Here is a 25,941-nt window from a genome sequence, read left to right on the forward strand (position 1 = left end):
TGGCTATAGAAACAACTCGTATCGGAACGATCAAAGTCGTTTTTGGTCTTCTCAGCTGGAACTGACTTCTTCTTCACTTATGAGAGGACTTTTTTAGTCCTTTCAGCTCAATTTCCAGTCCAATACACTTCTCACTTTATCTGAAAAGTCCTTTTCGGACTTCGCCCCTGCCGTATGCTACTAGTCATTCGCTTACTTATCCGGAATTGTTGTACGTTGTACAACAATACGCAAGTTAATCAACGATATCCTCTCAAATGTTGTAAAAAATGCAACAATTCCAGTCTAAAATAGCTCTATTGCAGGAAAGAAGGCTAAATTGTTGCACAGCATACAACATCTTCAGCTTTTCCTGAAGAAATGAAAGAAATTGTTGTACGTAGTGCAACTTACCTTCTTAAAGGAACTACTTTTCCATACTCCAGAAGACAAAAACCTGGAAAACTTAATAACATACAACTTCCTACTTCACTATTTCTCCAACGAACTAGAAGTCATAACCTAGACAACATCCAACTTCCTACTCGGGCAGAGTCTGTTACTATCTACGCTAAATAGCTGGTTAACTTCTTTTTCTCATACCAAAACCCAAAGCATCTAAGAAAGCCTAATAGTCTTGGAAAGCAAATGAGTGCCCTAAGTTGCTATGGATATCAGAATGCAAAACAAAGACGCCGGCCACACCAGCCGGCGCCTCTAGCGTCACACCTCGTGACGCTCCACAATCCCGTCCATGCCGTCCGGGATGCGGATCTCCACATCCACGCTGCGCGGCGCCCAAACCTGCAGCCGCATCACGCGTCCGTCCTCCTCGAGTCGCCACGCGACATCGATTCGTCCCTCCTGCGGCAGCGGAACAGTGCCCCTCGCCCACTGCAAATCTGCAGGCTGCGGGGCGACAACGACCTTCCGCCAGCCTTTGTCGGCGAGAGTGACACCAAGCACATGCGCACCTAAGAAATAGCCCGGCGCTGCCGACCACGCATGACAGTGACTGCGTGTAAGCATGTCAGGGTTCGCTCTATTTTCCGCGAAATTCGGGTACATTTCCCAGCAGGTCGTGGCGTCATATTCAATCATTTGCCCAAAATGCTGACGCATATCTGTGATCATACGATCAATACCGATGCGGCCCATTTTCGCGAGAGCCTCATAATAAAAGAAGGACATAAAAGGACTGCCGATTTGAACAAAATCTGTCGGCGGAGCAAACAAATATGTCTTCATCTGCTCTGCGCGCTCACCCTCAGCGACACCACACAAGTACGCAATAACCTGCGTCTGCATACTAAAAACAGTCGAGGCCTGGCCATTCGCATGGATACAATCTAAGTATGCTCTGCGATCCTCACTCCATAAATGTTTATTAATTGTTTGACTCAGACGAAGCGCTTTCCCCTCATATTCATCTGCTTCTCCCACATCTCCAACGGCTTTCGCCAACTCTGCCGCGCTTCGCAGCGTTTTGACCAGAATCATATTCTGGTGGGTGACTACCCCATTATTCGGCTGATCAATTGGTGCCCAATCCAGCAAGTTCCAGCCTTTTATGAACAACAATCCACGCTCATCAAGCTTTTGTTCATAATGCTCAAGGGTATAACGAATATGCGGCCATAAGTCTCTCGCAAAAACCTCATCGCCAGTATGCTCATAATATTCACAGCTGGCCAGCGCCCAAAAAAACGTCCAGTTCGGAATAACGCTGCTCCAAGCACTAGGAACCTGATCCACATATAACGGTGTTTGGGTTCTGGAACCAGGTACTAACCGCAAACAACGCTCGACAATCTCCGTAGCTCCGAATACGTAATAATTGACTAAAGCCTCGTTACGGCTGTCCCCGACCCAGAAAACCTGCTCATACGCCGGACAATCAACGAACGTATCTTCCATACAAAGTCGGGTTGTGTGCTTACTAATTTGCCATATATCGTTCAAAAGCGCATCAGAGCTTTGGAACTTGCCTATCTCTGCTATTGGATAATTACTTTGCTGTACCTGTACACCGTAGATTTTAACTGCTCTTGCCGCATTCCTTGCCGTAACCATTAAATAGCGAAATCCTCTCCGCACATAAGAGGTATACGATTGACGCCCTTCCGAACACGTATAACGCAGCGTATTATCTAAATCGAACGTGTCTTGACGCCACCCATCGCGCATGTATTCATAGCCATAGAAATCAAGTATGGTTCCTTCAGCAGCATCTACTTCAAATTGTATAAAGCCAGAAAACTCACGGCCAAAATCAAGAATGATTTCCGTATCCGCACCTTCATATCTCGGCAATACGGCAGGATTCACACTTGGGATAACTGCCTGCTGCAAAGGGTAAGGCACAACTTGCGCCAGCGCTTCTTTTTTCCAGACACTGAGTGCAAAGATAGAGTCCCTGCTGACCAATTCCAGTGGGAAAGGGTGAATCCAATCCGTATAACGACTCAGGTCCAAAGCAGAAGATATACTGCGAATCTCTACATACGTTTTAAAAGCGGAAAACGCACCCGCATCTAAATCATCTTTCCGTTCATCGCACGCTGAAGAAGACCCATAGCCTTCATATGGGTGCAAAGAATCACTGCTTTCCTGGTGATCAATGTATTCAAAAGATGCAAAAGGACCAATTGAAATAAATGGTGACGTAACGTTGCCTGCTTCCGCTAAAGGAGATACGACCTCAAAATAAGCATCGCAATCAATGCCCAACTGCAGCGTTCGGCCATGATCAACGCCAGTAGTTTCCAACAAGATGAGATTGTCTCCTGCCTTCAGATCTATCTCAGCATACCTTTCTGGTAATACACCCGTATAACGCTCCGCATCCAGCCACTCTCCATTCACACTGCAGCCTTTCACAGTGCTCGGCTGTACGAGTCCTAACACAGCTTTTACGGCCTTCTCGGTTCTTACTACCGTTGCCATATACCCAGCAAATCCCACTGGATTCGCATGATTCACACTCTCTGGCACCATTTGATTGCGGACATCAATCGAGGCAGTCCATGCAACGGGTTTTACCTGGTGGAGGGATTCGATACGGACCGGCCACACGAGTTCCTCGGTAAGGAATGGAATATCTCTAGGCACAAGACTGCTCCAAGGCTCTACACCAACAGCGCCAACGATAGAAGCTTGACCCCATGCAGAATCATCGTAATCTGGCAAATACCAATCCGCGCTCCAAGCGCTCGCATCCATCCGTTCAGCAAAGCCTTGCTGACACGACATCCGCCCAGAGCGGCTATCATATCCAAGATGCAGCGAGGTTTTCCAGCTTTCATCCGTCACTAACTCTACGAGAGAATGACCTTCATGCTCACTCTCCACTTGCACTAACAAACCGCCGCGTCCGCGCAAATAGTAGAAATTGGACACACCGAAATGGAGCACCATGACCCCAATCACATTAGGTCGTCCCTTGTGCAGCAAGTGTCCAATTTCGTATGTATCATAAGACTGCTCGAATGGCCATGAGCGAACAGGACCTCGTCCCACTTTCGTTCCATTCACATATAAAGCGTATCGCGAATCAGCAGTTATGGATATTGTTGCTGCTCCCCAGCCTTCAGAGCCCACATCGAATGTCTTTCTGAAACACCGCCACTCATTTCGTGGACTTGCTTCACCAATACCCCAAACCCATTGTGCTTGCCAATCGATTTCTAATTGTCTCATTTCAGCTGCCTCCACGAAAAATAATGATTGTTACTTCGATAGCTTTATTTTATGATGAGAGCGTACTCATTTTTAGGGTTAATTCCGACATTCATTAGGGTCTTAATTGACATAAGAGGAGTAAAACGAAGTGACCATTAAACGAAGCATTATCGAAACACCCGGCGATCAATTTTTCCTTCCGGAACTTCCGCTTTACGTCAACCGCGTTCACGAATCATTTGAAATGCTGCAGCATACGCACGATTTTATTGAAATTAGCTATGTTGCTGAGGGCAGCGGTGCACATTACATTGACAATACCTCATTACCCGTTTCCAAAGGAGATCTCTTCTTCATTCCGGTTGGCGTCTCCCATGTGTTCCGCCCATCATCTATGGCACAGAAAAAAAACCTTGTAGTTTACAATTGCATTTTCACTCAGGAATGGTTGAACCTATTATTTCACTCGCAATTGAATGGAAGTAAAGATGAATTCAATGTCCTATTCTCGCAGGCAACTGAACAATCTACTTGGCTTTCTTTTAAAGAACGCAATGGGGAATTCGAGCCTCTTTTTGAACGTTTGCACTTCGAATACAACGCCCATCGAAGCGGTTTTATGACGATTTTACAAACTTGTGTGGCACAGCTTCTTGTTTACATGCATCGCTCCAAAATGGATTTCACACCGGAAGTGTCCAAAGCGAGCCTTCAGGACTTAGATAGTCTACTCGCCCATATTCGCGGGAATTGCAGCAGCCCAATCTCGCTCACAGAAGCTGCCGCCAGATTGTCCATCAGCGAGCGTCAGCTGCATCGCCAGCTTAAAAAGCATACGGGAATGTCCTTCATGGAGTACGTGCAGCACGCACGAATTGAAGCCTGTTGTCAGCAATTACGAGCGAACGATCACAAGATCAGCGATGTCGCTGCAAGTATCGGCTATCAGGATATGAAATTTTTTAACCAGCTTTTTAAAAAGATAACCGGTGTCACTCCCAGCCAGTACCGGCAGCTGCATAGATAAACAAAAATGCCCCTCCATCACGAAGATGTGAGAGGCATTTCATTTTAAAGGCCCAACATAAATTGCAAGGTTTTATCACTGAAGCCAGGTAAACCTTCATGACCATAATCCGGGTACAACTCAAACTGCTTTTTCGACTTGATTTTGTTATAAGCAGCGAACTGCGTAGAAGGCGGGCATACGGTGTCGCTAAGACCAACGGCCATAAGAACTTCACCTTGGATGCGATTTGCCAGATTCTGAATGTCAATATAGCCCAGCTTCGTGAATATTTCATCTTCGCGTTTGTGCTGTGGATCGTGACGGCGGAAGAAGTCCTTCAGTTCCTGATAAGCATCCTTCGCCAAATCCATTTCCCAAACGCGCTTATAATCGCTAAGGAATGGATAAACTGGCGCTAACCGCTTAATGCGAGGCTCCAGTGCAGCACAAGCTATCGTCAAGGCGCCTCCTTGAGAGCCACCCAACGCGCCTACACGCTCGGGATCAACCTCTGGCATATTCATCGCAATGCCGGCGAGCTGAGCCGTATCTAAGAAAATATCCCGATACAACAATTGATCCGGGTGATCATCTAAGCCGCGAACGATATGCCCGCGAAGTGTCGTCCCCTTTACACCACCTGCATCTTCCGATAAACCGCCTTGACCACGGCAATCCATGGAAAAGAACGAGTAGCCTAGAGCGGCATACGCTAATTTACCTGACCAATCGCCGGAGCTTCCAGAGTAACCATGGAATTCAACGATAGCTGGATGCGGCTTATCTGCGTGTTTAGGACGAACATATTTGGCATAAATACGAGCCCCTTTGACACCTGTAAAATAGAGATCAAAACATTCAGCGTAAGGCACTTGAAATTCACTCGGGCGAAGTTCGATTTGAGGATCGACTGCCTTCATTTCAGCAATGGCCCGCTCCCAATAAGAATCGAAATCTTCAGGCCGGGGATTACGTCCTTCATAAGTAACTAGCTTGTCTAATGGAAAATCAAATAATGGCATGTCATATCCTCTTTTCTATAATTTTCAAGCGACCGTATAGCTAGAGAAATCAACAGCTTCGCCATTCACAAGTCTGATAATCTTCCCTTCACTATGTAAGCCACTGCTTAAAACCATCATTTCATCCTTCAGAGTCGTATAGGTGATTTTCAAATCGTCTTCGCCAGACAGGGTATAAACGGGTTGCTTCTGCTTCATCACTTTTGCAAATTGCTGTATATCCCTTATCTGAAGGGATTCTGCTGTTTGCTGGTCGATACACTCGACAACTACGGAATTCGTTCTCCCTTTGCTTGTGACAACGGATCGATCTTCGCGTACTTCCCTTTCAAATGACTGCTGCACATAAACAGCTATGTAAACATGACCACATAATCCAAACAATCCAATCGGTTCCTCTATCCATTCTCCTACAGGCAGACATCCCTTAATGAATTCAGGCTGATCATCTGGAATTTGATAGGAAACGATCAATGCATTTTGATGAAAAAGCACTTCTGAAAATTCACTTTGATGACGTAAATCTCCTTCTGTATAGCCTTGGCCTGGGTGAAAAAAATACAAATGATTTACACCTTGGACCGCATCTAGCGGAAGAGCTACATCCCAGCGATGTTGTTCATTATCAAACTCTTGTACGCGTTCCCACAAACCGCCTAACGCAAAGCTTTCTGTGATATATACATAACTATGCAGCACATCGTTCTTGCCAACAGCTAGAGCTGCTTGTTTGGGAACTCTGCGAGTAATTTCTACCGGATCCGCTCGATGTAAGGCTGTACGCTGAACTTCTGATGAAGCTTCATAGGCAATAAAACCTGCATATTCAGTTCGAGGCATGTGATCCGGTAATGTGAAATCACCAAACTGAACATAATCGTGCAGCACGTTGGTGTCCTTAGGCATATCATGCGGCCATATCCGCGAATGCGGGCCCACCCATGCCCCTCCCAGATAATACGCCGAGCGAACCTCCCAGAGGTAGTCCAATAAACGAGCTAATTCAGCTTTGATCTCCGTATCCGTCATAAGCTCCCAAGCGCACGTAAAAGCCTGCATCCAGTGCCAGAACCAAGGTAACCCTCCATACTCCGACATGCCTAACGAAGTGACCCGATTCAGTGTACTGCGCAAGCTTTGGCAGCCATCGTCCAGCAAAGCCGTATCCTCATAAAGCTGTCCGAAAATAAGCTTAGCTGCTGTGTATTTTGCTTCATGATGGTTATAATGCTCAGATGGTTTACGATAGAAGTTACTTCTATAAATATGAAGCAGTGCTAGAGCAAATAAGTTACGCAAGGATTCACTCAAATTATCTGAATAGCGTTGGTAGAAAAAAACCATTAGACTCCCCATCAGTTCAACAGGAAGTGCATTTTTTGGTGCTTCTTGAGGAGTAGGTCTCAAATGTAAGGGCCAATGACCATAGGTTCCACTTTCTTCGTTCTTATCCTGAAGCTCCAAAACTTGAACCAGGATGCCCTCGGCCTTGATCTTAGCCTGTAGGCGATCTCCGTCGAATGGGATAGCTTCCTCCTGCGAAGCTGCAAATAAATAAGAAGCGTAGTAGAAATTATCTCGGATATCATGATGAAATAATAAACCGCTGTTTAAAATAGGTTGCTTGAACGCCGCTTCAGCAATTCTGGACTTGATCTCATTTTGGCGTTGTTGCAAATTTGTCAATTTTGTCACCTCCTTAGCAAAAACTTAAAAATTACCGATTTTCGCGTAATTTAAGCGCTATCCTTCATAATTGAAACGGTTAACCTCAGTTTACTTGCAAATAAATGGAGCGTCAATGCAAAGTGGCCCTTCATTTTCCATATTTTAGACGTTGCATCCTCTTGCAATTTCTTATAAAATGATCTACCGTTGGTCAAAATATATCATCACCAATATTTGCATGGAATAGGAGGTATTCATCCTGATTCATATCGAAAATTTACAAAAAGTATATGAGGATATTCCGGGACGTGTACCGGCCATCCAGCAGATCCATTTACATATCGATCGCGGAGAAATATTCGGCATCATCGGACACTCCGGTGCAGGAAAGAGTACTTTACTGCGTTGTGTAAATCTACTGGAGCGACCATCCTCTGGCAGCATTCACATTGATGGTGAAGAAATGACAAAGTTGGATTCTCGCCAGTTGCAAACAAAACGCCGCAAAATCGGGATGATTTTCCAACATTTCAATCTCCTCTCTTCATCGACCGTTGCCGAAAACATTGCCTTTCCTCTGAAATTGGCTGGGATGGGGCAAGTGGCGATTCAGTCCCGAATTAAGGAGCTGCTTGATTTAGTCGGTTTGCAGGAACACGCGCATAAGTATCCAAGCCAGCTCTCAGGCGGACAGAAGCAGCGCGTCGGTATTGCAAGAGCTTTGGCCAATCATCCGGATATCCTACTCTGCGACGAAGCGACTTCAGCACTCGATCCTCAGACAACGAATGCCATTCTTGCACTGCTGCTCGATATTAATCGAAAGCTTGGTATTACGATCCTGCTCATCACACATGAGATGCAGGTCATTCGTGCGATCTGCGACCGTGTTGCTGTCATGGAGAAAGGCTTGATCGTTGAAACTGGCAAAGTGCTTGATGTATTCCTGAAGCCCCAGCATGCGGTTACGAAGGAGTTCGTTGGACAAGTCTCTGATTTCGCACAAAGTTCAGCTCAGGATCCGATGGTGAAACAGGGAGAAAAGCACGGAACGGTGATCCGAATTACCTATATCGGTGCCAAAACATATGAACCGATCTTGTTCGAAACCGTCAAGTCGACGAATGTGTCCTTTGCCATCCTTCAGGGTACAATTTCTTCCATGAAAAGTGTTCCTTACGGTCAATTGGTTGTGGAATTAACAGGCGGACACCAAGAAGAAATCGATTCTGTGATTGCCAAGCTTGAGCAAGAAGGAATCGACGTGGAGGTGCTCAACCAATGAATATGACCTGGGACATTAACTGGTCCGAAATTACGAAAGCAACTGGCGATACACTCGTCATGTTGGGCTGGTCGCTATTATTCACTGTCATCATCGGCATGGCACTGGGCATCATTTTATTTCTTACTTCCAAAGGGCAGCTGCTGCAAAATCTGCCGCTTTACGGAGTGCTGTCGCTGATCGTGAACATCCTGCGCTCTGTGCCTTTCGTGATTCTAATGATCTCGGTTTTTCCGATCACGAAAGCAATCGTGCATACAACCATCGGCGTCCAGGGCGCGATCCCGCCTCTCGTTATCGCAGCCGCGCCGTTTCTCGCGCGGCTTGTTGAAACCGCGCTACGCGAGATCGATGGCGGCGTCATTGAAGCCGCGCAATCAATGGGCGCTACGCCGTGGCAAATCGTCTGGCGCGTCCTGATGCCGGAAGCGCGCCCGGGTCTGATTTCAGCCGTTACCGTGACGGCTGTTGCCCTGCTCTCCTACTCCGCCATGTCAGGTGTAGTTGGCGGCGGCGGGCTTGGTGATCTATCGCTTCGCTACGGCTACATGCGATTCCGTACCGATATCATGATCGTGACCGTCGTCATTCTCGTTCTATTCGTTCAGCTCTTACAAATGCTAGGAGACCGTTTGGTCGCCAAATTTAACCGCAAATAAAACACATATATTGGAGGAAATCTCATCATGAAGAAACTTACTCTATCTTTAATGACTATTTTCGTTGTGCTTGCTCTTGCAGCATGCGGACAGAAAGCCGCTGAAACACCTGCAAGCTCGGCACCTGCTGCTTCTGCTACTCCAGCTGCCGCAAAAGAAGTTACGCTTAAAGTCGGTGCATCTTCAGTCCCTCATGCTGAAATTTTGAATAGCCTTAAAGACAAAATGAAAGCACAAGGCGTGAAACTTGAAGTTATTGAATTCAACGATTATGTTCAACCGAACGTGCAGGTATTTGAAAAACAATTGGACGCTAACTTTTTCCAACATCAGCCTTACCTGGATCAATATAACTTAGATAAAAAGCAAAACCTCGTAAAAGTAGTTGGTGTGCACATTGAACCATTCGGCGCTTATTCCCAAAAGGTGAAAGCCGCTGCAGAATTGAAAGATGGCGCTTCCGTCGCTATTCCTAACGATCCTTCAAATGCCGGCCGTGCGCTTGCGCTGATGGAGAAAAACGGTTTGATTAAATTGAAAGACGGCGTTGGCATCAAAGGTACAGTTCAAGATATCATCGAAAACAAAAAGAAACTTCAAATCAAAGAATTAGACCCTGCTATGCTGCCACGTACGATCGGTGAGTTTGATTTGGCTCTGATCAATACGAACTACGCACTTCAAGCGAATCTAAATCCTACGAAAGACGCTTTGTTCATCGAGGACAAAAATTCACCTTACGTGAACATCGTCGTTTCCCGTCCGGACAACAAGGATTCCGAAGCGATGCAAAAGCTTGCTAAGGAACTGAACTCCGCTGACACGAAAAAGTTCATTGAAGATAAATATAAAGGTGCAATCGTGCCTGCGTTCTAAGCAACCTTTCGATCCAAACAAAAAGCTGTTCCTTTAGGTCTTAACTGACCTAAGGAACAGCTTTTTTATTTGGCTATGCTTAGATTATCCTTTAATGCCTGTTGTTGCTATTCCCTCAATGAAATACCGCTGTCCAAACAAGAAGACAATTACGGCTGGTATGACCATGATCGCTGTTCCCGCCATAAGCAGATTCATCGGTGTATTATTGGCTCCGCGAAGTGTAGATAATCCCAGTGACACCGTATATTTATTGGCATCATTCAGATATACAAGCTGACCCAGAAAATCATTCCATACGCCAACGAATGTGAATAAGAGAACTACGACAATCGCAGGCTTAATGAGAGGAAGAATAATTTTACGGTAAATGGTAAAGTATCCGGCACCATCGATAACGGCTGATTCATCAAGCTCTTTGGGAATCGTCATTAGAAATTGTCGCAGTAAGAAGATATTAAAAGCGCCGCCGCCGAAAAAAGCAGGAATGATTAACGGCCAATAGGTATTCGTTAATTGCAATTTGGACCAACCAATGTAGGTGGGGACTAAAGTGACAATGCTAGGAAGTAAAATCGTCATGATGATGAGAGAGAACCAGAGGTTTTTGAGCGGAAATTCAAGTCGTGCAAATCCAAAAGCCGTTAAGCTTGCTGTCAGACCCACACCAACTAACACCGGTATGATGACTATGAACGTATTTACAAAATACTTGCCGAAATCAACACGTTCCATGACCTCGGTGTAATTATCAATGCGGAACGCATTTGGAAACCAGATCGGCGGAAACTCCAAAATTTCTTGCAGGTTGAGTAACGACGAACGAACAATCCAATACATGGGGAAAAACACGATGAGAGAAAGCAGGAAAAGTACAGTATACGTAACGATTTTCCCTCTGAAACGATAGGTCATTATTTATTTCCTCCTTCATAATGTACCCACCCAGCTGAAGAACGGAATAACAAGTACGTGAAGAATGCAACAATGATGAATAGTACCCAAGCGAGTGCACAGGCGTAGCCCATATTTTGACGTTGGAATGCTTCTCGATAAATGTAAAAGGCGTAAAATAAAGTGGAGTTACCCGGACCACCTTGCGTCATGGCATAAGCTTGTGTAAAAGCCGTAATCGAATTCACAAATCCGAGAATGACGTTATAGAAAATGATGGGCGACATGAGTGGAATGGTTACGGAACGTAATTTATGCCACCAGCCTCCACCATCGATTTCCACAGCTTCGAGTAAATGCGCAGGCACATCTTGCAGGCCTGCAAGAAAGATCACAATAACGTTGCCGGATCCCCATACCGCAATGATAATCATCGAAAGTACAGACGTGTCCGGACTGTTCACCCACATAAGCTTATCAATACCAATAAAGCTTAAGAGATGATTAATGATGCCGAAATCGGGATTATAGAGCCATAACCAAATGATACTGCTCGCTAGTACCGGAATAATCGATGGTAAGTAGAATATCGCACGAAAAGCGGCTCGGCCTCTTATCTTCTGATTAAGAAATAAAGCAACGATAAAGCAAAACAGGATCGAGGCTGCAACGGATCCAACGGAATAGTAGGCTGTAGCTTTGAGAGAGTCGAAGAAAAAGAGGTCCTGTGTGAAAATTTGGCGGTAGTTATCGAACCCAACCCATTGTTTCGGTTTCAGAATGGTCCAATCCGTAAAGCTTAAATATAAGCTATAGAGCAAAGGACCGAGCGTAAAGATGAATAATCCCAGAATAGCTGGCAGTATGCACAAGTATCCGACAATCACCTGCTGCCGTTTGAGGCTTCTGTAACTGGACTGCTGACCTGTGGACATGAACCTGTACCTCCTATGTGTTGCAAACTTACATCGTAGCACGTCAGGAACAAGTACTTTGAATTCACCTTATTCCTGCGTGCTGTTTACCTATCTGTTAACTCCTATGCGGGTGATCTTTAATTGGCCTTACCACTTTCAAAGATTGGCTTAATTTTCGGCATCATTTCTGTGATGGCGTCCTTAGCTGATTTCGTTCCTAACCAAACCTGATCCAATCCTGGATTTAATACATCGCCAATCCGGCTGTAAGTAGGGAGGAAAAACCAAGGTGTAGGATAGGTTGCTTTTAAAGCGTAATCAATAACAGCCGTTTTATACTCTGGCGGGTGAACGGGAGATTGCGTCCATCTTTTGATTTTCTCAGGATCTGTGTACCAGCTCATCTCCGTCGGCATCCAAACCCCACTGTCAATGTTAGCTATGTTTTTCTCTGTATCCATGAGCCATTTATACAGCTCAATCGTTTCATTTGGATGTTTCGTGCTCTTATATACGACCATTGGCGTTCCTGTATTGGTTGTTGCAGGCTTTTTGAAGATGGGGAGCACGCCAATTCCGTTTTTCAACCCATTTTTTAGCTGCGGATTAATATTGACTAATTCCCATTGTCCGGAAGTAACCATCGCCACTTTTTTGGAAAGAAGCAATTGACCAACATCGCCTGGCAGGCCGGAAGATTGGGCAGCCGTCGGTGACACGTGCTCAACATTAGAGAGATCCGCAATTTTCTGAATCGCTTCTATTGTTTCTGGTTTATCGAGCAAAAGCTGCTTACCATCCTGGCTCACTTCCCCACCGCCATTGGAAATCGCAAAAGGTGTCCAGAAGAAGTCTTGACCATGCGACACGTTGATTCCGTATTGCACAATGTTTTTGGCATCAAATCCTGCTTCACCAGGATGTTTACCGCCCTTATCTTTCGTTAGTTTTTTTGCGACGTCCAGCATTTGATCCCAAGTCCAAGCTTTTTCCGTTTCGGCCGGCGGATAAGGAAGCTTCGCCTCGTCGAACATAGCTTTGTTATAATGAAGAAGGATAATTTCGTTAGCAACACTGTATCCTAGCAATTTACCGTCAGGGGTGACGAACTTGTTGCTTTCTAGCTTCGGTGTGACCGAGCCATCTTTGTAGTACGAAGATAAATCCATCAGGATGTCTGATTCAGCATATTTGAGCGCTTGTGCTTCCAGCATCGTACTGATATCCGGAAGTGTTTTGGAGGCGGCCATGGCGCTAAGCTTTGCACCGAATTCTGCGAGTGCTACGTTCTGATAATCCACTTTAATGTTAGGATGTGCTTTCTCGAAGGCGTCCAAGCTAACTCGTGTAGACTTCGCTTCTTCATTGTTCGCCCAATCCGTGAATCGAATGGTCACTTTCTCCCCACCGTCCGGCGCTTTCGTTGCTGCCGCAGCTGTCGAACTAGCCGGAGTGTTTGCTGCCTGTGAATTGGTACTGGTGGAAGTTGGGGTACTCGTTGAACTACAGCCGACCATTACACTTAACGCTAACGTTGTAACCGTGCTCACTTTTAATCCTTTTCTCAAAGACTTCATATTAACCCCTCCAAATGATCATTTATCATTTTCGCTTTTACCTATATATACCATAAACCTTTGCAGGTTAAAGCCATTTTTACTTTTCTTTGACCCAAACCGACATTTCACCCTGCCCGCGATTCGCCCATGCATAATAGGGAATGAAGGTTGCGTTTATCGTCTCCCATTCATGAGAAGCGTTGGCGATATACAAATGTTCACCCCACTTTTGTTCCCAATCTTCGGACCTTAGCCGTTTTGCCGGAACCGAGATCGTCTGTATCCCGCCCAACAACTCATGGTCGAAATCCTTCCGATGCTCATCTTGGGGTTCCAGCACAATCTGGTGCAAGCCTGCTCCATTATCTATTTCCTCTAAACAATAAACCAGCGGACCACATTGTATGGCGACCTTACCTATCGTTTCACGAACATGTGGATGGCCTTTCATTCGGCTAACTTGCATGGGTAAGATCAACTCCACGCTATCATTGGATTGCCATTCTCTGGTGATATAGACATATCCATCTCGGACCTGTTCATCAAGTTGGACAGGGATTCCTTGTACAGTTAGCTTAGGCTCTGTGCACCATTTTGGAATTCGCAGAGCTAACGTGAACGTTGTTTTTTCAGTCACTTGGATAATGAATCGCACATTCCCGTCCCATGGGAACTCGGAATGTTGATCAATGCTTACTTGTTTTCCCTCGATATCCAGCGTAATCTGACTGCCAATGTATAAGTTGGTGTAAACAGTGTTCCCTTGCGATGTATAAATATATTGTCCTAAAGAAGCAAGCAGGCGAGCGATGTTAGGAGGACAGCAAGCACACCCGAACCATCCTTGTCTAACAGGCTTTACATGGCTCATATGATGGTTTTTGAGTATCGCATCCGGCCATACTTCAAGTGGATTCACATAAAAGAAGCGTTTACCATCCTGAGACATTCCACTGATGACGGTATTATAAAGCGCCTGCTCCATGATATCTGCATACTCACTTTTGGCGTCCATTTGCAGCATTCGCTGTGCGAAAAAGATTAATCCAATGGACGCGCAGGTTTCGGCATAGGCTGTATCATTAGGTAAATCGTAGTCCAGCGTGAAGGATTCCCCATGTGCCATGGAACCAATGGCTCCTGTGATGTACATCCTTTTGCTTACAATATTCGTCCACAGCCTTCGACACGCTTCAAGCAGCTCCTGATCTCCGGTCTCTGCGGCGACATCCGCCATTCCGGAACACATGTACACGACGCGAACGGCGTGCCCTTCAGCTGTTTGCTGCTGCCTTACTGGTAAATGGGCTTGATTATAGGTTCGGTCATGGACCATATCCAAATTGGGAAAATGAACCTGACCATTCCGGCGATGAAGCTCCTGTTCAAAGAAGCTGGGTTCCTTCCCTCGCTCATCCAGAAAATACAGACTTAATTGAAGATAGCTGTCATTGTTCGTGGTTTGATATAGTTTTACAAGCGCTAGCTCGATTTCTTGATGACCATCATAACCATGAATTTGTCCCTCACCGGGTCCGAACACTTCATTAATGCAATCCGCCAATCGACAAGCTACATCCAGGATTACCCTCTTGCCTGTCGCCTTATAATAAGCAACGGCAGCTTCAATCAAATGACCCGCGCAATATAATTCATGACATTCGGCCAAATTCGTCCATCTGCCATTCGGTTCCTTCAGAGTAAAATAAGTATTCAGATACCCATCCTTATGCTGTGCTTTTGCTATAATCGTGATAACCTCGTCAGCCAATTTCTCCAATTCCGGATCGTGACCAGTTTCCAGCAAATAACTTACTGCTTCTAACCATTTCGCTACATCACTGTCTTGAAATACCATTCCGTAAAACTCACCTTGCTCCAATCCAGCGGAAATTTTAAAATTTTTCATCGCATGGCTGGGTTCTGCTCCTTCAATTCGATCGTTTAACGCTTCCCACTGATAAGGAACGACAACATTCCGAACCAATCGAATATAAGCAGACCAAAAATCATCCGTGATGCGTACATTCTTCAATGGGAATGGTCTGGAGATTGATAAATTCGCCATGTAGGGGTCCCCTTTATTTTATAAATATGATCTTTTTCGTAAGCGCTTTAATAAATATACTACATGGTGTACCATGGTATTTATATAGCATTTTCCAACCACATTTTTAAAAATATCAACCTTTTGATTGGAGTAAAAAACGATGATGAACTCACCGATTTTACACTTTATCTCCCCTCCCATCCCTTATTTTATTGATTGTGGGCGTTTTCAATATCGGGAAGGAGAACAGCATGTTAGCAGAAGTCAGATCGGTGCATTTGACCTGATGGTCGTGACAAAAGGAACCTTGCACGTAGGTGAAGGAACATCGGAGTGGGCGATTCAGAAAGGCGAAGCCCTCATATTAAGACCGGATGCGAGTCATTATGGGACCATTCCATGTGCGAGTGAGACGGAGATTATTTGGATTCATTTTCAAACATTTGGCGCGTGGGATGAGTGCAGCAGTATGAGCGATTGCTTGGATAACCAAGCCTCGCTAATTGCTAATCATAAGCAAATGGCCTACTTGAATCACAGTGAAGTGTGTTCTGTATTTATCCCTAAGTTTATGAAGTTGTCCCAAAAGGCACTAGATATTTTGGAGCAATTTTTCCAATTGGATGAGGAGCCGAGGTCGCTGCGCAATTGGAAACGGCAAAGCGTGTTCCAACAATTCATGCAATTAGTCGATCGCGACCTCGCGGCAACCTCCGATGTGACGGCATTCCATCTCGCGGAAAAAGTGGAGCTATTCATCCGGCAAAACTATACGCAAAGAGTGACGAATTCACTACTACAACAGGAACTTAATTACCACCCTAACTATTTGGCCAAATGTATGCTTAAAGTGTATGGGGTTACGCCGATGGATTACTTGTTTCAATACCGAATTGAACAAGCAAAAAAGCTTCTCATCCAAACCAGATGGTCGATGACCCGAATCGCTGAAGAGGTTGGCTTTCAGCATGGCTCGTACTTCTCATTCTGTTTCTCCAACAAGGAAGGCATTTCTCCCATGAACTTCCGTCGAAAGTTTATTGGTCATGCGTAGCGAATCCATTCCCGACCACTTCCCTCACATCACTGAAAGTAACAAAAGCGGAAGGATCCACGCGATGTACCAGTGTTTTCAGCTTGATGACTTCTTTGCGGCTTACGATACAATAAATCACTTCTCTGTGTTTACCTGTATAGCCGCCTCTTCCTTCAAGAAAAGTAATCCCTCTATTTAATTCCGTCATAATCATATTGGCTATCTGATCCGGTTTGAGCGTTATAATAAAAGCCGCGCGCGCGCCGGAGGCACCCTCTAGCACAAAATCAATAACTCTAGCACCAACGATAATCGCAACTAGCGTATACATCGCACGCGTGAGATCCAAATAAATCAAAGATAACAGCAGGATGACGAAATCTATTGCTAGTATAGTCTTCGCGATCCCTATCCCATAATGCTTCTGCATCAGACGTGCAATGATATCTGTCCCCTCTGTCATCCCTTCGAAACGGAACACAATGCCAAAACCTAGTCCAACAACCCCTCCCGCGTATAACGATGCTAACAGAGGGTCAGGCATTGGCAACGAAAAGCTCTCGAACAACCACAAAAACAGCGAAACCGATAACATTCCTACAACTGTGTAAATGAAACTAATGCGTCCGAGCATCTTCCAGCCAAAAAGAATAAGCGGAATATTAATGAGCAGATTCGTCCATGCCGGATTCCAACCGAGCACGTATTTGAGCAAAAGAGCAAGGCCGGTTATTCCCCCTTCTGCCAGCCCATTGGCAAGATTGAAATAATTGATACCAAAAGCAATAATGGCAGAACCTACAATTATGGCAGCTATATTGATCCATTTGATTCTATTAAACATGAACCTTCCCCAGCGACATTTTGGCCGGTCCTTCGATCACTTCACCCTCATAAGAATACCGGGACCCGTGGCAAGGGCAGTCCCACGTTCTTTCGGCTTCGTTCCAGTCTACTTCACAGCCCATATGGGTGCAGGTTGTATCCACCAAGTGCAGGGCTCCCTCAGGATCTCGGTAAGCACCTGCTCTTTTTCCGTTAACCTTGACAACTGCCCCTTCATCTTTTTGTAAATCATCCACTTCTTTATGTACCATTTCAAATTTACCGGCGATTAGATGTTTAGCCACATTGGCATTTTGCATGATAAATGTCTTTAAGCTCGGATCTGCTTTGAATCTTGATGGGGAGAAAAGCTCCTGATAGGGACTTGGTTCTCCCAAAATCAGCTTCGAATTTAACATAGCTGCCACAACACTCGAAGTCATTCCCCATTTGCGAAAACCAGTTGCAACAAAAATATTAGGTTCATCCTTAAGCTCCTGACCAATATAGGGCATATTATCGAGCGTGTACAAATCCTGCGCAGACCATCGATAGGCAATTTCCTTCAATCCGAAAGTCTCTTCACCAAACGATTTCAACGCATCATAATATTGGAATGTACAAAGGGCTTGTCCCGTTTTATGGCCTTCTCCGCCGACAAGAAGCATCGACTCTCCGTTGATTTGAACGGACCGAAGGGAACGTTTTGGGCTTTCAGCACTTATAAACATCCCATTTGGGATGTCTTTGCTTATTTTTCCTACTATTGCATAGGAACGTTCTGCATGCAGCTTGCTAAAATAGAAACCATTTCGATCATTAAATGGAAAATGGGAGGAGGATACGACGTAATCTGTTGTAATTCGATGACCATCATTCGTTGTTACAACCGCAGGCTTTCCCTTTTCAACCCCATTGACCGTAGTGTGCTCATAAATTTGACCGCCCTTACGAATGAATTGCTCCACTAAATAGGTTAAAAAAGGGATTGGATTAAACTGAGCTTGATTCTCCATAATAATAGCCGCTTTAGTCGCAAACGGAAGCGGAGCTTGGTCCACATATCTGCTAGTAATCCCCAATTCCTGGTAAACCTTATATTCGGAAGCTATTTTCTCTACATAATCGTCTGAAGTGGTATAGATGTAGGCATCTTCGTCTGATAATTGGCATTGAATTTGATTGGTCTTAACCGTCTGTTTAATAAATTGAAGGGCCTCTAGATTAGCATCATAGTAAAGCTTCGTCTTCTCTCGACCAAAATGCGCGAGATATTCTTGATAAATAAGATCATGCTGCGCAGTTATTTTCGCTGTCGTGTGCCCTGTCGTTCCGTTCATGATTTGTCCAGTATTTACAAGGACGACTTTAAGTCCTTGATTGACAAGCAGATAGGCCGTTGTAATTCCTGTAATTCCGGCCCCAACGACGGTCACATCGACCTTCAAATCTGAGTGAAGTTTAGAAAATGAAGGAAGTTCAGACGAGGCTAACCAGTAGGATTCCGGAAATTGTGGAAATGTTTCAAAAGATGATTCAATTGTCATTTATGTCCCTCCTGAATGTACCTTTTAAAGATAAAATATCCAACTCCCTCCAAAATTACACCTATTTCAAACGGCAAGTAATCATACGTCTTCCATTCTCCATTTACTTCATTCCGCCCATCGTCACCAGCATATGATTTGATGAATCTCTCTGCCTCGTCCATAAATTCTTTCAGCATTTTTCGATGCAACAAAAAGACAATCCACTGTCCTTCATCACTGGTAAACACAACAATATTGGGGATCCCCACAGCAAACTGCAACTTCAAGTTGCGAAATAGCCTTTGGGCGTGTGAATTGTTGTAGGAAATACAACATTCGTAACCACTTAGCCACTTTGCCCTAACGAAAGCTGAATGACTCTATAATCGAACTTTGGAGTTTTGAATACCAGTTGTGAGGAGGGATAATGAATCAATCGTAAGTCTCCAGGTCATCCCAAAACTTGTATAAAATAAGACTTCCGCCAAAGTTGCGGAAGCCTCATCCCTAAATATCGTTTATTGCAAAAGTGAATAAATATCGGTATACGTGTAGCCATGTGCCTCGGCAACAGCTTGGTAAGTAACATGACCTGCAACCACGTTGATGCCCTTTGCAATTGCTTTGTTATCCAAAGCTGCACGCGCATAGCCCTTGCTTGCTATTTGCACGCCGTACGGTGTTGTCACATTCGTCAACGCCAGCGTGGACGTACGAGCGACAGCTCCAGGCATGTTAGCCACCGCGTAATGAATGACCCCATGCTTCACATAAGTTGGTTGATCATGCGTGGTAATGCGGTCGATCGTCTCGATGGACCCGCCTTGGTCAATCGCTACGTCAACGATAACGCTGCCAGGGCTCATCATTTTGACCATGTCTTCAGTCACGAGACGCGGTGCTCGAGCTCCTGGAATAAGGACAGCCCCAATGACCAAATCAGCGCGACGAACAACCTCGGCGATATTGTAGGGATTGGACATAATTGTCTTCACGCGACCTTGGAACTGGTCGTCCAATTGACGGAGGCGATCCGGGTTCAAATCAACGATGCTGACATCGGCACCAAGCCCGATGGCCATTTTCGCCGCATTCGCACCAACAATCCCCCCGCCGATGACAGCTACCTTACCCGGCTCAACTCCCGGTACACCGCCTAGCAGAATCCCTTTGCCGCCATGCGCTTTCTCTAGAAAGTGAGCGCCGATCTGAACGGACATGCGTCCAGCCACTTCACTCATTGGCGTCAGCAGCGGAAGGCTGCCATTGTCCAATTGAATGGTCTCATAGGCGATTGCTGTCACTTTATTGTGAGCTAAGGCATGCGTCAATTCAGCCTCAGGTGCAAGATGTAAATACGTGTATAAAATCAAGCCCTCGTGAAAATAAATGTACTCTTCAGGAAGTGGTTCTTTCACTTTAACGACCATATCTGCCGACCATACTTCTGCTGCTGTGGCAACGATTGTTGCGCCTGCCTCTGTGTAATCTTCATCCGAGAATCCAATGCTTTGACCTGCTAAGGTTTCGACGATAATGTCATGCCCTGCTTTTTTGTAAGATAGCACAGAGCTAGGCGTCATGCCAACACGAAACTCATTATTTTTTATTTCCTTAGGAACCCCAATCATCATTTTGCATCAGCCTCTCTTGACGATCCCATAAAAAATGGATCAATCTCTACTCGTCTCCAAGTATAAGACCGATCCATGGACGTTCCATTAGACAAATTGTAAAAAAAGTTAACAAATTCTTTTCACATTTTTATTTCGGGATTCAACAGCTGGTAAGCTCGTATCCCCACCTGCAGCGCCAAACGTTTTTCCGGCAGCATGTAGTCGGCTCCAAGGAGCTCCTCTATTTTTTCCAAGCGGTAATAGAGCGATTGTCGGACAATAAAAAGCTGCTGAGCAGCGATTTGCTTAGAACCATCCGTGTCGAGGTACACCTTGAGTGTTCGCAGCAGCTCGCTGCTTTTCAATTGATCATGATCGATGATCGGTCCCAGATACGTACGTACGAAGGATTGTAAAATATGTTTATCTGGGATATGAAATAACAATTGAAATACACCAAGCTCATCATAAAACTGTACCTTCCCTTGCAGTGTTGGAGAGAGCGAAATCGCTTGAAGCGCCTCCTGGTAGCTTAGGTGAGCTTGCATAAAGCTTCGATAACTTTGTCCAACGCCAATGGTTAACCTGATCTCATCCTCGGCCTTCAGGTATTGAATAGATTGGAAAACCTGCTGAAGACGATCTTTAGACGATCGTTTTTTCGTTGCTTTATCGAAGGCTACAACGACGAGTCTATTATTTTTCAACGTAATCAATGGATGAAAGGAATGCTGCTCAAAAACAGATCTTACGGCAAGTGAAAGATGAATACCCGAAGACTCCACACCCTCCTCTCCCGTGTTATCCCCCTCCGCTTGTTCATAGTCAAATTCGATCAAGATGACATGATAAGGAAGCTCGTTAAGCCGCTTAAATTCAGATCCAATCAATACTTTTATTTGCTCTTCGTCACGTATTCGCAGATGCAGCAGATCATCTACCCAAAGTGTCTGTGAATACAATTTACGCTCCTCGATATAGCGTTTGCGAAGCAAATCCTGTGCGATAGACAATGAAGCGGAGTCCAGAATTAAATACTCATATTCCTGCGGCTTTCGACTAAACACCAGGATGATATGCGCCCATGTTTTACCCATAGCCCCAACGGGTTGTACGATAACGGTTTGACCCTCATCTTCCATCACGGAAGGAGCCGCTATATTTCCGTTGTTCGGACTTTCGACGAGTCGACTTTCCAGAAAATCTAGCCACTGTCCAGACTCCCGGCTTCCTAAATGCGGGATAAACTTCGGCTGTCCATTCAGTGGTACATAAATAACTTGGGCTTTGGTACTGCTTTGCAGCAGCCCCAGTACATGGGAGACGCCTTGTGAAGATAGGGTCATTCGATGGAATTCACGCGATATTTTCTCCAAATCCTGAAGTGCTTTATGGTGTTGATTGATAATATGCGCATGAATATCCTGCGTAATGTCAATGAACCGCACAGCTTGCGGAAAAATAATAAGCGGGAACTGATAGGATTCCGCCGCATGTATCCATTCTTGTGGAACTGAACTCAAGTAGTGTCCCATTTCAATGCAGAGGCATGACACGTTTTTATTGATCAACTGCTCCAGATATGTCATGAACAATTCCGTATCGCTCTTGAAGGCAGCCCCTGTCGTTAGGATCATTTCACCACCCTGCAGCAATTGTTCAAACTGTATCACTTCAATGATATGAACCCAGCGGACTAGACGCTGTAATCCTTGTTTACCTGCCGCAATATAAGCTTTCTCGAAAGTGGGTCGTCCCAGCACTTCCTGTAACGTTAATTGATAATCTTGATTCAAAGGAGTCACTCCACTTTCTTTCCACTCATATCTGAAAGTTATCCACAACTGTCTTATTAGGCTGCTTGTGGATAATTATAAACCAACTGCTGCATGTCATCCGATCAAGCTAGTTTCCCTTCTAAGTTTACACGAAAAAAGCGCCTGTTTCATTAAGAAACAGTACGCTTTTTATTAAGCAATTTATTATAACGCTTTATCAATGGCAACGGTTTGCCCTGACCATACCTTTTGAGACGTCCAAGGGGTTTCTGCCCCCTGCCAAAATTCGTCATCTGCTGGCAATCCTAGCGGGAGGAAAACAGCATTACATAAGTATAGACTGCCCGTAGAGATATATGTTTCGCCAAGCTCAGGCTGATGTCCGCAAAGTCCAATCTTCAGCCAGCCAGCCTCATCGAAAGTGCCTGGGGCTTCAATCAGCCTGCGGATGACCGCGCTTAGCGCGGATCTTACTTGAGCTGGCGCAACACCTTCCGGCAATTCACGCCGTAGTGCAATGTGCGCTAGCGATTGAAATGCGCCAAAACGGTAGGCAAGCGACCGACCCGTGACAGGAAACGTTCCCTCCGGTGAAATCGATCGTTCTTGCAAGGCAGCATAGCGCTGTGCTCTAATCAAAATATTCTCGCGCATACCCGCCCAATCAACATCATGCCCATGTACATGCTCAATGATATCAACTAACATGGGTTGAATCACGAAGCTGTTGTAATAATCGGCATGATAGTGGACCCCATCACCGTACATCCCATCACCAAGGTACCACTGCTCATGCTGTTTGAGGGCAAAGTCAACGCGCATTTTATCCCAATCTTCGCCCATTACACCTAAAGCCGTTTCGGTCATAGCTGCAAATAAGAGCCAGTTGTTGAAAGCCGGTTTGCGCGTTCTTGTTGCCTTCATAGCTTTCACCAGATTGCCCTTAACGCGGCTGTCCAAACGATGCCACAGTGTGTTAGGGGCTCTTAGAATCGCATTAGCCAGAAATGCCGTATCTACAATCGGCTGTTGGCCATGGGAAAAGTTCAAAAAATCAGGAGACTCCGGATCTGTCGCCGCGTCAAGACCTGCTCGGACCAGCTCGCCATAGTGAACGCGAAGCTTCTCTTCCTCAGCGTCCTGAGCTGGATTTTCTAACCACGGTGCCATGCCTACCAGTGTCCGCGCTAATGCTTCTAGATGCGAGTACTGGAGCTGCTCTTCTTTCTTATTCTCTACTGGCATTGTTGCGCACAGCTTTCTGGATGCCAATGCTTTAATCATAGGGTCAGCTATACGAAGCATCGTAGCCAACCAATATGCACGGTCATTGCCGGCTGCAGCGCGATTATTCATACCAGTAGCCTCTGATTCCTTTTTCCAATCTAACCAAGGCCTCTAAATAGTAGTAATCGCCCCAAATCACGAAATCATCAGGTGCTGCTCCGCCGCGAACGCTATAAGAACCGCGCTCGATGAAGCCTTGTGCATCCGGCTTGCTTGCGTAAGTTTTCACTAAGCCAGCCATGGAGCGCTGTATCGCATTTTCCAAATAACCGCGATCTGCATCATCTGCCGGTAAATGCTCTAATATTTCCAAAGCTCCTGCAGAAGCAATGGCTGAAGCTGAGCTGTCCCGCTTCGTTTCTACGTTCACAGGCGCATTGAAATCCCAGTAAACAACATCATCCTGAGGCAAGCGGTCAAAGAAATAACGTGCCAAGCGTTTGGCTGTTTCTAGATAAAGCGGGTTCTTGGTGTAGTGGTAAGAAAGTGCGAATCCATAAATCCCCCAGGCTTGGCCTCGTGTCCACGTAGAACCATCGCTATAACCCTGCGCAGTCCCGCCATGAAGAGGTTCACCATTCTCTTGATCAAAGTAGAACGTATGATAGGAAGAATCATCGCCACGAACCAAATAGCGGCGGCTCAAATCCGCATGAATCATGGCAACATCCTTGTATTTGGCATCGCCTGTTTGCTCGTAAGCCCAGTACAGCAAGGGTAAATTCATCAAACAATCAATGATGATACGGCCCCCATTTTCTTTATCACCTTCAGGACCCCAAGCTTGAATGTATTGACCCTTCGGTCTCCAGCGCTTCATCAGCACATCAGCAGCTTGCAGCGTAAGTTGTTTCGCAGCTTCATCTTTCTCAATGATCCATTGCGCTTTAGAAGATAAAGAATATAAGAACCCAATATCGTGATGGTCTAGTGCTACATTGTTTTCAAGTCTTTGCTTAAAGTTTGCAACTGTCTTCTGAGCGGCTTGCTGGAACGCTTTGTCACCGCTATATTCGTAGCCTAACCACAAAATACCCGACCAAAAGCCGTCTGTCCAATCTGTATTCGGATTCAAATGATACACATCATTCTCGCTTACGTGAGGAAATAAGTCCCCAAAACGTTCAATATTCAATCTCGTTTTTTGCAAAGCATCTTCAATGGCTTGTTTCCACATGATCGATTCACTCCGTTTTCAATAATTTGGTTGATTCTCGTTCTATGAATGTAAGCGGGACCTCAATCTCTCGTTCCTCACCAGACTCAGCCTTATTTCCAAATTTATGTAGCAGCTTGTTAATGGCCGTTTGAGCTTGATAGCTATAAGGAATGTCCCAGCTAGATATACCCGGATAACTGTTTTTAGCTATATAATCGTTATTAATTCCAATAATCTGTAGCTGGTTTGGAATCTCAATTCGCAGCTTATTGGCTGCCGATAAGATTCGTAAGGCTACATGGTCATCAAAAGCAACGATGCCTACGGGTGCCACATGGCGCTGCAGCAAGCTTGTAAGAAAAGCTTCAATATCCAAATCCTTGGTAGTGTCAACGATCTCATGAATGACATCGCTTGCATATTGCTGGATCCCGGCATTGAAACCCATGCGGCGCTGTTCGTCGATGACTTTTGAACCTTTACTGCCTACGTAGCAAAGCGCTCTACAGTCACGTTCCACCAACAATTTAGTGGATTGTTTGCAAGCCTCAGCAAAGCCTAAATTCACTGCACCTAACGCAATATCCTCCGGCCAGTTCCAACCATTGATAAGAACTAACGGCGTACCGCTGTTTACGATTGACCTTGTAGATTCGAAGCCCATTGCTAAACCATGACATATCAATCCGTCTACCCTACGCTGCAGCAAAACTTCCAGATTTCTCCGCTCAATATCCGGATCGAATCCCCCTGATGAAAATACAGATAAATGATACCCCGCATTATGTGCCTCAATCTGCAAATGTTCGGCGAGCTGTCCATAGTAATTCGTTAACCCTGGTAAGATGAGACCGATCTCATACGTTTTACTGCGACTTAACCCCGCTGCCATCGTATTCCGCCGATAACCTAATTGCTCAGCTGCCAATTCGACCTTGCGAATCGTCTCTTTGGACGAACGAATACCACCTCGATTCAGCACATTGGAGACTGTGGCAATGGATACTCCTGCTGCTGCTGCCACTTCTACAATTGTGACTTGTTTGGGCTTGTTCATACTTGTTTCAACTCCGTTTTATGTTAAACGTTTAACATCCTCTATTAGCTTAAAT

Annotated in this window: 20 protein-coding genes; 5 read left to right on the forward strand and 15 right to left on the reverse strand. The window is 45.3% G+C overall.

Going from position 1 to position 25,941, the window contains the following annotated elements; all coding sequences use genetic code 11:
- Nucleotides 1-702 precede the first annotated feature (702 nt).
- Nucleotides 703-3,678, reverse strand: coding sequence for a family 78 glycoside hydrolase catalytic domain (locus tag ASG85_RS30480; RefSeq protein WP_057306485.1), 2,976 nt, complete (start codon nucleotides 3,676-3,678; stop codon nucleotides 703-705).
- A gap of 130 nt (nucleotides 3,679-3,808) precedes the next feature.
- Here ASG85_RS30480 and ASG85_RS30485 point away from each other — a divergent pair, with 130 nt between their 5' ends.
- Nucleotides 3,809-4,687: a helix-turn-helix domain-containing protein gene (locus ASG85_RS30485; protein WP_057306486.1), complete on the forward strand. Its 879-nt coding sequence runs from the start codon at nucleotides 3,809-3,811 to the stop codon at nucleotides 4,685-4,687.
- Nucleotides 4,688-4,731: 44 nt separating this feature from the next.
- Here ASG85_RS30485 and ASG85_RS30490 read toward each other — a convergent pair whose 3' ends face one another.
- Together ASG85_RS30490 and ASG85_RS30495 are read right to left on the reverse strand one after the other, a co-directional pair.
- The gene (locus tag ASG85_RS30490) at nucleotides 4,732-5,691 is read right to left on the reverse strand and encodes an acetylxylan esterase (protein WP_057306487.1); all 960 of its coding nucleotides are present in this window, start codon (nucleotides 5,689-5,691) and stop codon (nucleotides 4,732-4,734) included.
- 24 nt (nucleotides 5,692-5,715) lie between these two features.
- Nucleotides 5,716-7,377: a hypothetical protein gene (locus tag ASG85_RS30495; protein ID WP_057306488.1), complete on the reverse strand. Its 1,662-nt coding sequence runs from the start codon at nucleotides 7,375-7,377 to the stop codon at nucleotides 5,716-5,718.
- Nucleotides 7,378-7,618: 241 nt separating this feature from the next.
- Between ASG85_RS30495 and ASG85_RS30500 the strand changes: the two genes are divergently transcribed.
- Genes ASG85_RS30500 through ASG85_RS30510 form a run of 3 tightly spaced genes read left to right on the forward strand, consistent with a single transcriptional unit; the run spans nucleotide 7,619 to nucleotide 10,179 of the window.
- On the forward strand, nucleotides 7,619-8,644 hold the full coding sequence (locus ASG85_RS30500; protein WP_057306489.1) for a methionine ABC transporter ATP-binding protein: 1,026 nt from the start codon (nucleotides 7,619-7,621) through the stop codon (nucleotides 8,642-8,644).
- Complete coding sequence (locus tag ASG85_RS30505) at nucleotides 8,641-9,303, forward strand: methionine ABC transporter permease (protein ID WP_414858803.1); 663 nt, start codon at nucleotides 8,641-8,643, stop codon at nucleotides 9,301-9,303. Before ASG85_RS30500 ends, ASG85_RS30505 begins: the two co-directional genes overlap by 4 nt.
- Nucleotides 9,304-9,330: 27 nt before the next feature.
- On the forward strand, nucleotides 9,331-10,179 hold the full coding sequence (locus tag ASG85_RS30510; RefSeq protein ID WP_057306490.1) for a MetQ/NlpA family ABC transporter substrate-binding protein: 849 nt from the start codon (nucleotides 9,331-9,333) through the stop codon (nucleotides 10,177-10,179).
- An 84-nt stretch (nucleotides 10,180-10,263) separates the two neighbouring features.
- Here the strand turns inward: ASG85_RS30510 and ASG85_RS30515 are convergent, their stop codons facing one another.
- The 4 genes from ASG85_RS30515 to ASG85_RS30530 all read right to left on the reverse strand — a co-directional run bounded on the left by ASG85_RS30515 (nucleotide 10,264) and on the right by ASG85_RS30530 (nucleotide 15,617).
- Complete coding sequence (locus tag ASG85_RS30515; RefSeq protein WP_057306491.1) at nucleotides 10,264-11,094, reverse strand: carbohydrate ABC transporter permease; 831 nt, start codon at nucleotides 11,092-11,094, stop codon at nucleotides 10,264-10,266.
- Complete coding sequence (locus ASG85_RS30520) at nucleotides 11,094-12,008, reverse strand: carbohydrate ABC transporter permease (protein ID WP_063860437.1); 915 nt, start codon at nucleotides 12,006-12,008, stop codon at nucleotides 11,094-11,096. Before ASG85_RS30520 ends, ASG85_RS30515 begins: the two co-directional genes overlap by 1 nt.
- Nucleotides 12,009-12,127: 119 nt before the next feature.
- On the reverse strand, nucleotides 12,128-13,567 hold the full coding sequence (locus ASG85_RS30525) for an ABC transporter substrate-binding protein (protein WP_057306492.1): 1,440 nt from the start codon (nucleotides 13,565-13,567) through the stop codon (nucleotides 12,128-12,130).
- Between the two features lie 79 nt (nucleotides 13,568-13,646).
- Nucleotides 13,647-15,617 (reverse strand): glycoside hydrolase family 127 protein, encoded by a 1,971-nt coding sequence (locus tag ASG85_RS30530; protein ID WP_060648745.1) that lies wholly within the window; start codon nucleotides 15,615-15,617, stop codon nucleotides 13,647-13,649.
- Between the two features lie 142 nt (nucleotides 15,618-15,759).
- Between ASG85_RS30530 and ASG85_RS30535 the strand changes: the two genes are divergently transcribed.
- The gene (locus ASG85_RS30535; protein ID WP_235550263.1) at nucleotides 15,760-16,653 is read left to right on the forward strand and encodes an AraC family transcriptional regulator; all 894 of its coding nucleotides are present in this window, start codon (nucleotides 15,760-15,762) and stop codon (nucleotides 16,651-16,653) included.
- Here the strand turns inward: ASG85_RS30535 and ASG85_RS30540 are convergent.
- From ASG85_RS30540 to ASG85_RS30575, 8 genes are all read right to left on the reverse strand, one after another.
- Nucleotides 16,637-17,479, reverse strand: coding sequence for a YitT family protein (locus ASG85_RS30540; protein ID WP_060648747.1), 843 nt, complete (start codon nucleotides 17,477-17,479; stop codon nucleotides 16,637-16,639). The genes ASG85_RS30535 and ASG85_RS30540 overlap by 17 nt on opposite strands.
- Nucleotides 17,472-19,007, reverse strand: coding sequence for an FAD-dependent oxidoreductase (locus tag ASG85_RS30545; protein WP_060648749.1), 1,536 nt, complete (start codon nucleotides 19,005-19,007; stop codon nucleotides 17,472-17,474). The genes ASG85_RS30540 and ASG85_RS30545 overlap by 8 nt, the downstream gene beginning before the upstream one ends.
- A complete protein-coding gene (locus ASG85_RS30550) occupies nucleotides 19,004-19,276 on the reverse strand; it encodes a hypothetical protein (protein WP_060648751.1) in 273 nt (90 codons plus the stop codon). The genes ASG85_RS30545 and ASG85_RS30550 overlap by 4 nt, the downstream gene beginning before the upstream one ends.
- A 231-nt stretch (nucleotides 19,277-19,507) precedes the next feature.
- Nucleotides 19,508-20,623: an alanine dehydrogenase gene (ald, locus tag ASG85_RS30555; protein WP_060648753.1), complete on the reverse strand. Its 1,116-nt coding sequence runs from the start codon at nucleotides 20,621-20,623 to the stop codon at nucleotides 19,508-19,510.
- 122 nt (nucleotides 20,624-20,745) lie between these two features.
- Nucleotides 20,746-22,401 carry a PucR family transcriptional regulator gene (locus ASG85_RS30560; RefSeq protein ID WP_060648754.1) on the reverse strand — a complete coding sequence of 552 codons (1,656 nt, stop codon included), beginning with the start codon at nucleotides 22,399-22,401 and terminating at the stop codon, nucleotides 20,746-20,748.
- 186 nt (nucleotides 22,402-22,587) lie between these two features.
- The gene (locus ASG85_RS30565; protein ID WP_060648756.1) at nucleotides 22,588-23,739 is read right to left on the reverse strand and encodes a DUF2264 domain-containing protein; all 1,152 of its coding nucleotides are present in this window, start codon (nucleotides 23,737-23,739) and stop codon (nucleotides 22,588-22,590) included.
- Entirely contained in the window at nucleotides 23,732-24,847 is a 1,116-nt protein-coding gene (locus ASG85_RS30570; RefSeq protein WP_057306499.1) for a glycoside hydrolase family 88 protein, read from the reverse strand. The genes ASG85_RS30565 and ASG85_RS30570 overlap by 8 nt, the downstream gene beginning before the upstream one ends.
- A 7-nt stretch (nucleotides 24,848-24,854) precedes the next feature.
- Nucleotides 24,855-25,886 carry a LacI family DNA-binding transcriptional regulator gene (locus ASG85_RS30575; RefSeq protein WP_057306500.1) on the reverse strand — a complete coding sequence of 344 codons (1,032 nt, stop codon included), beginning with the start codon at nucleotides 25,884-25,886 and terminating at the stop codon, nucleotides 24,855-24,857.
- Nucleotides 25,887-25,941 lie beyond the last annotated feature (55 nt).

Origin of the sequence: Paenibacillus sp. Soil724D2 (assembly GCF_001427935.1) — a bacterium.
Taxonomy (GTDB): domain Bacteria; phylum Bacillota; class Bacilli; order Paenibacillales; family NBRC-103111; genus Paenibacillus_E.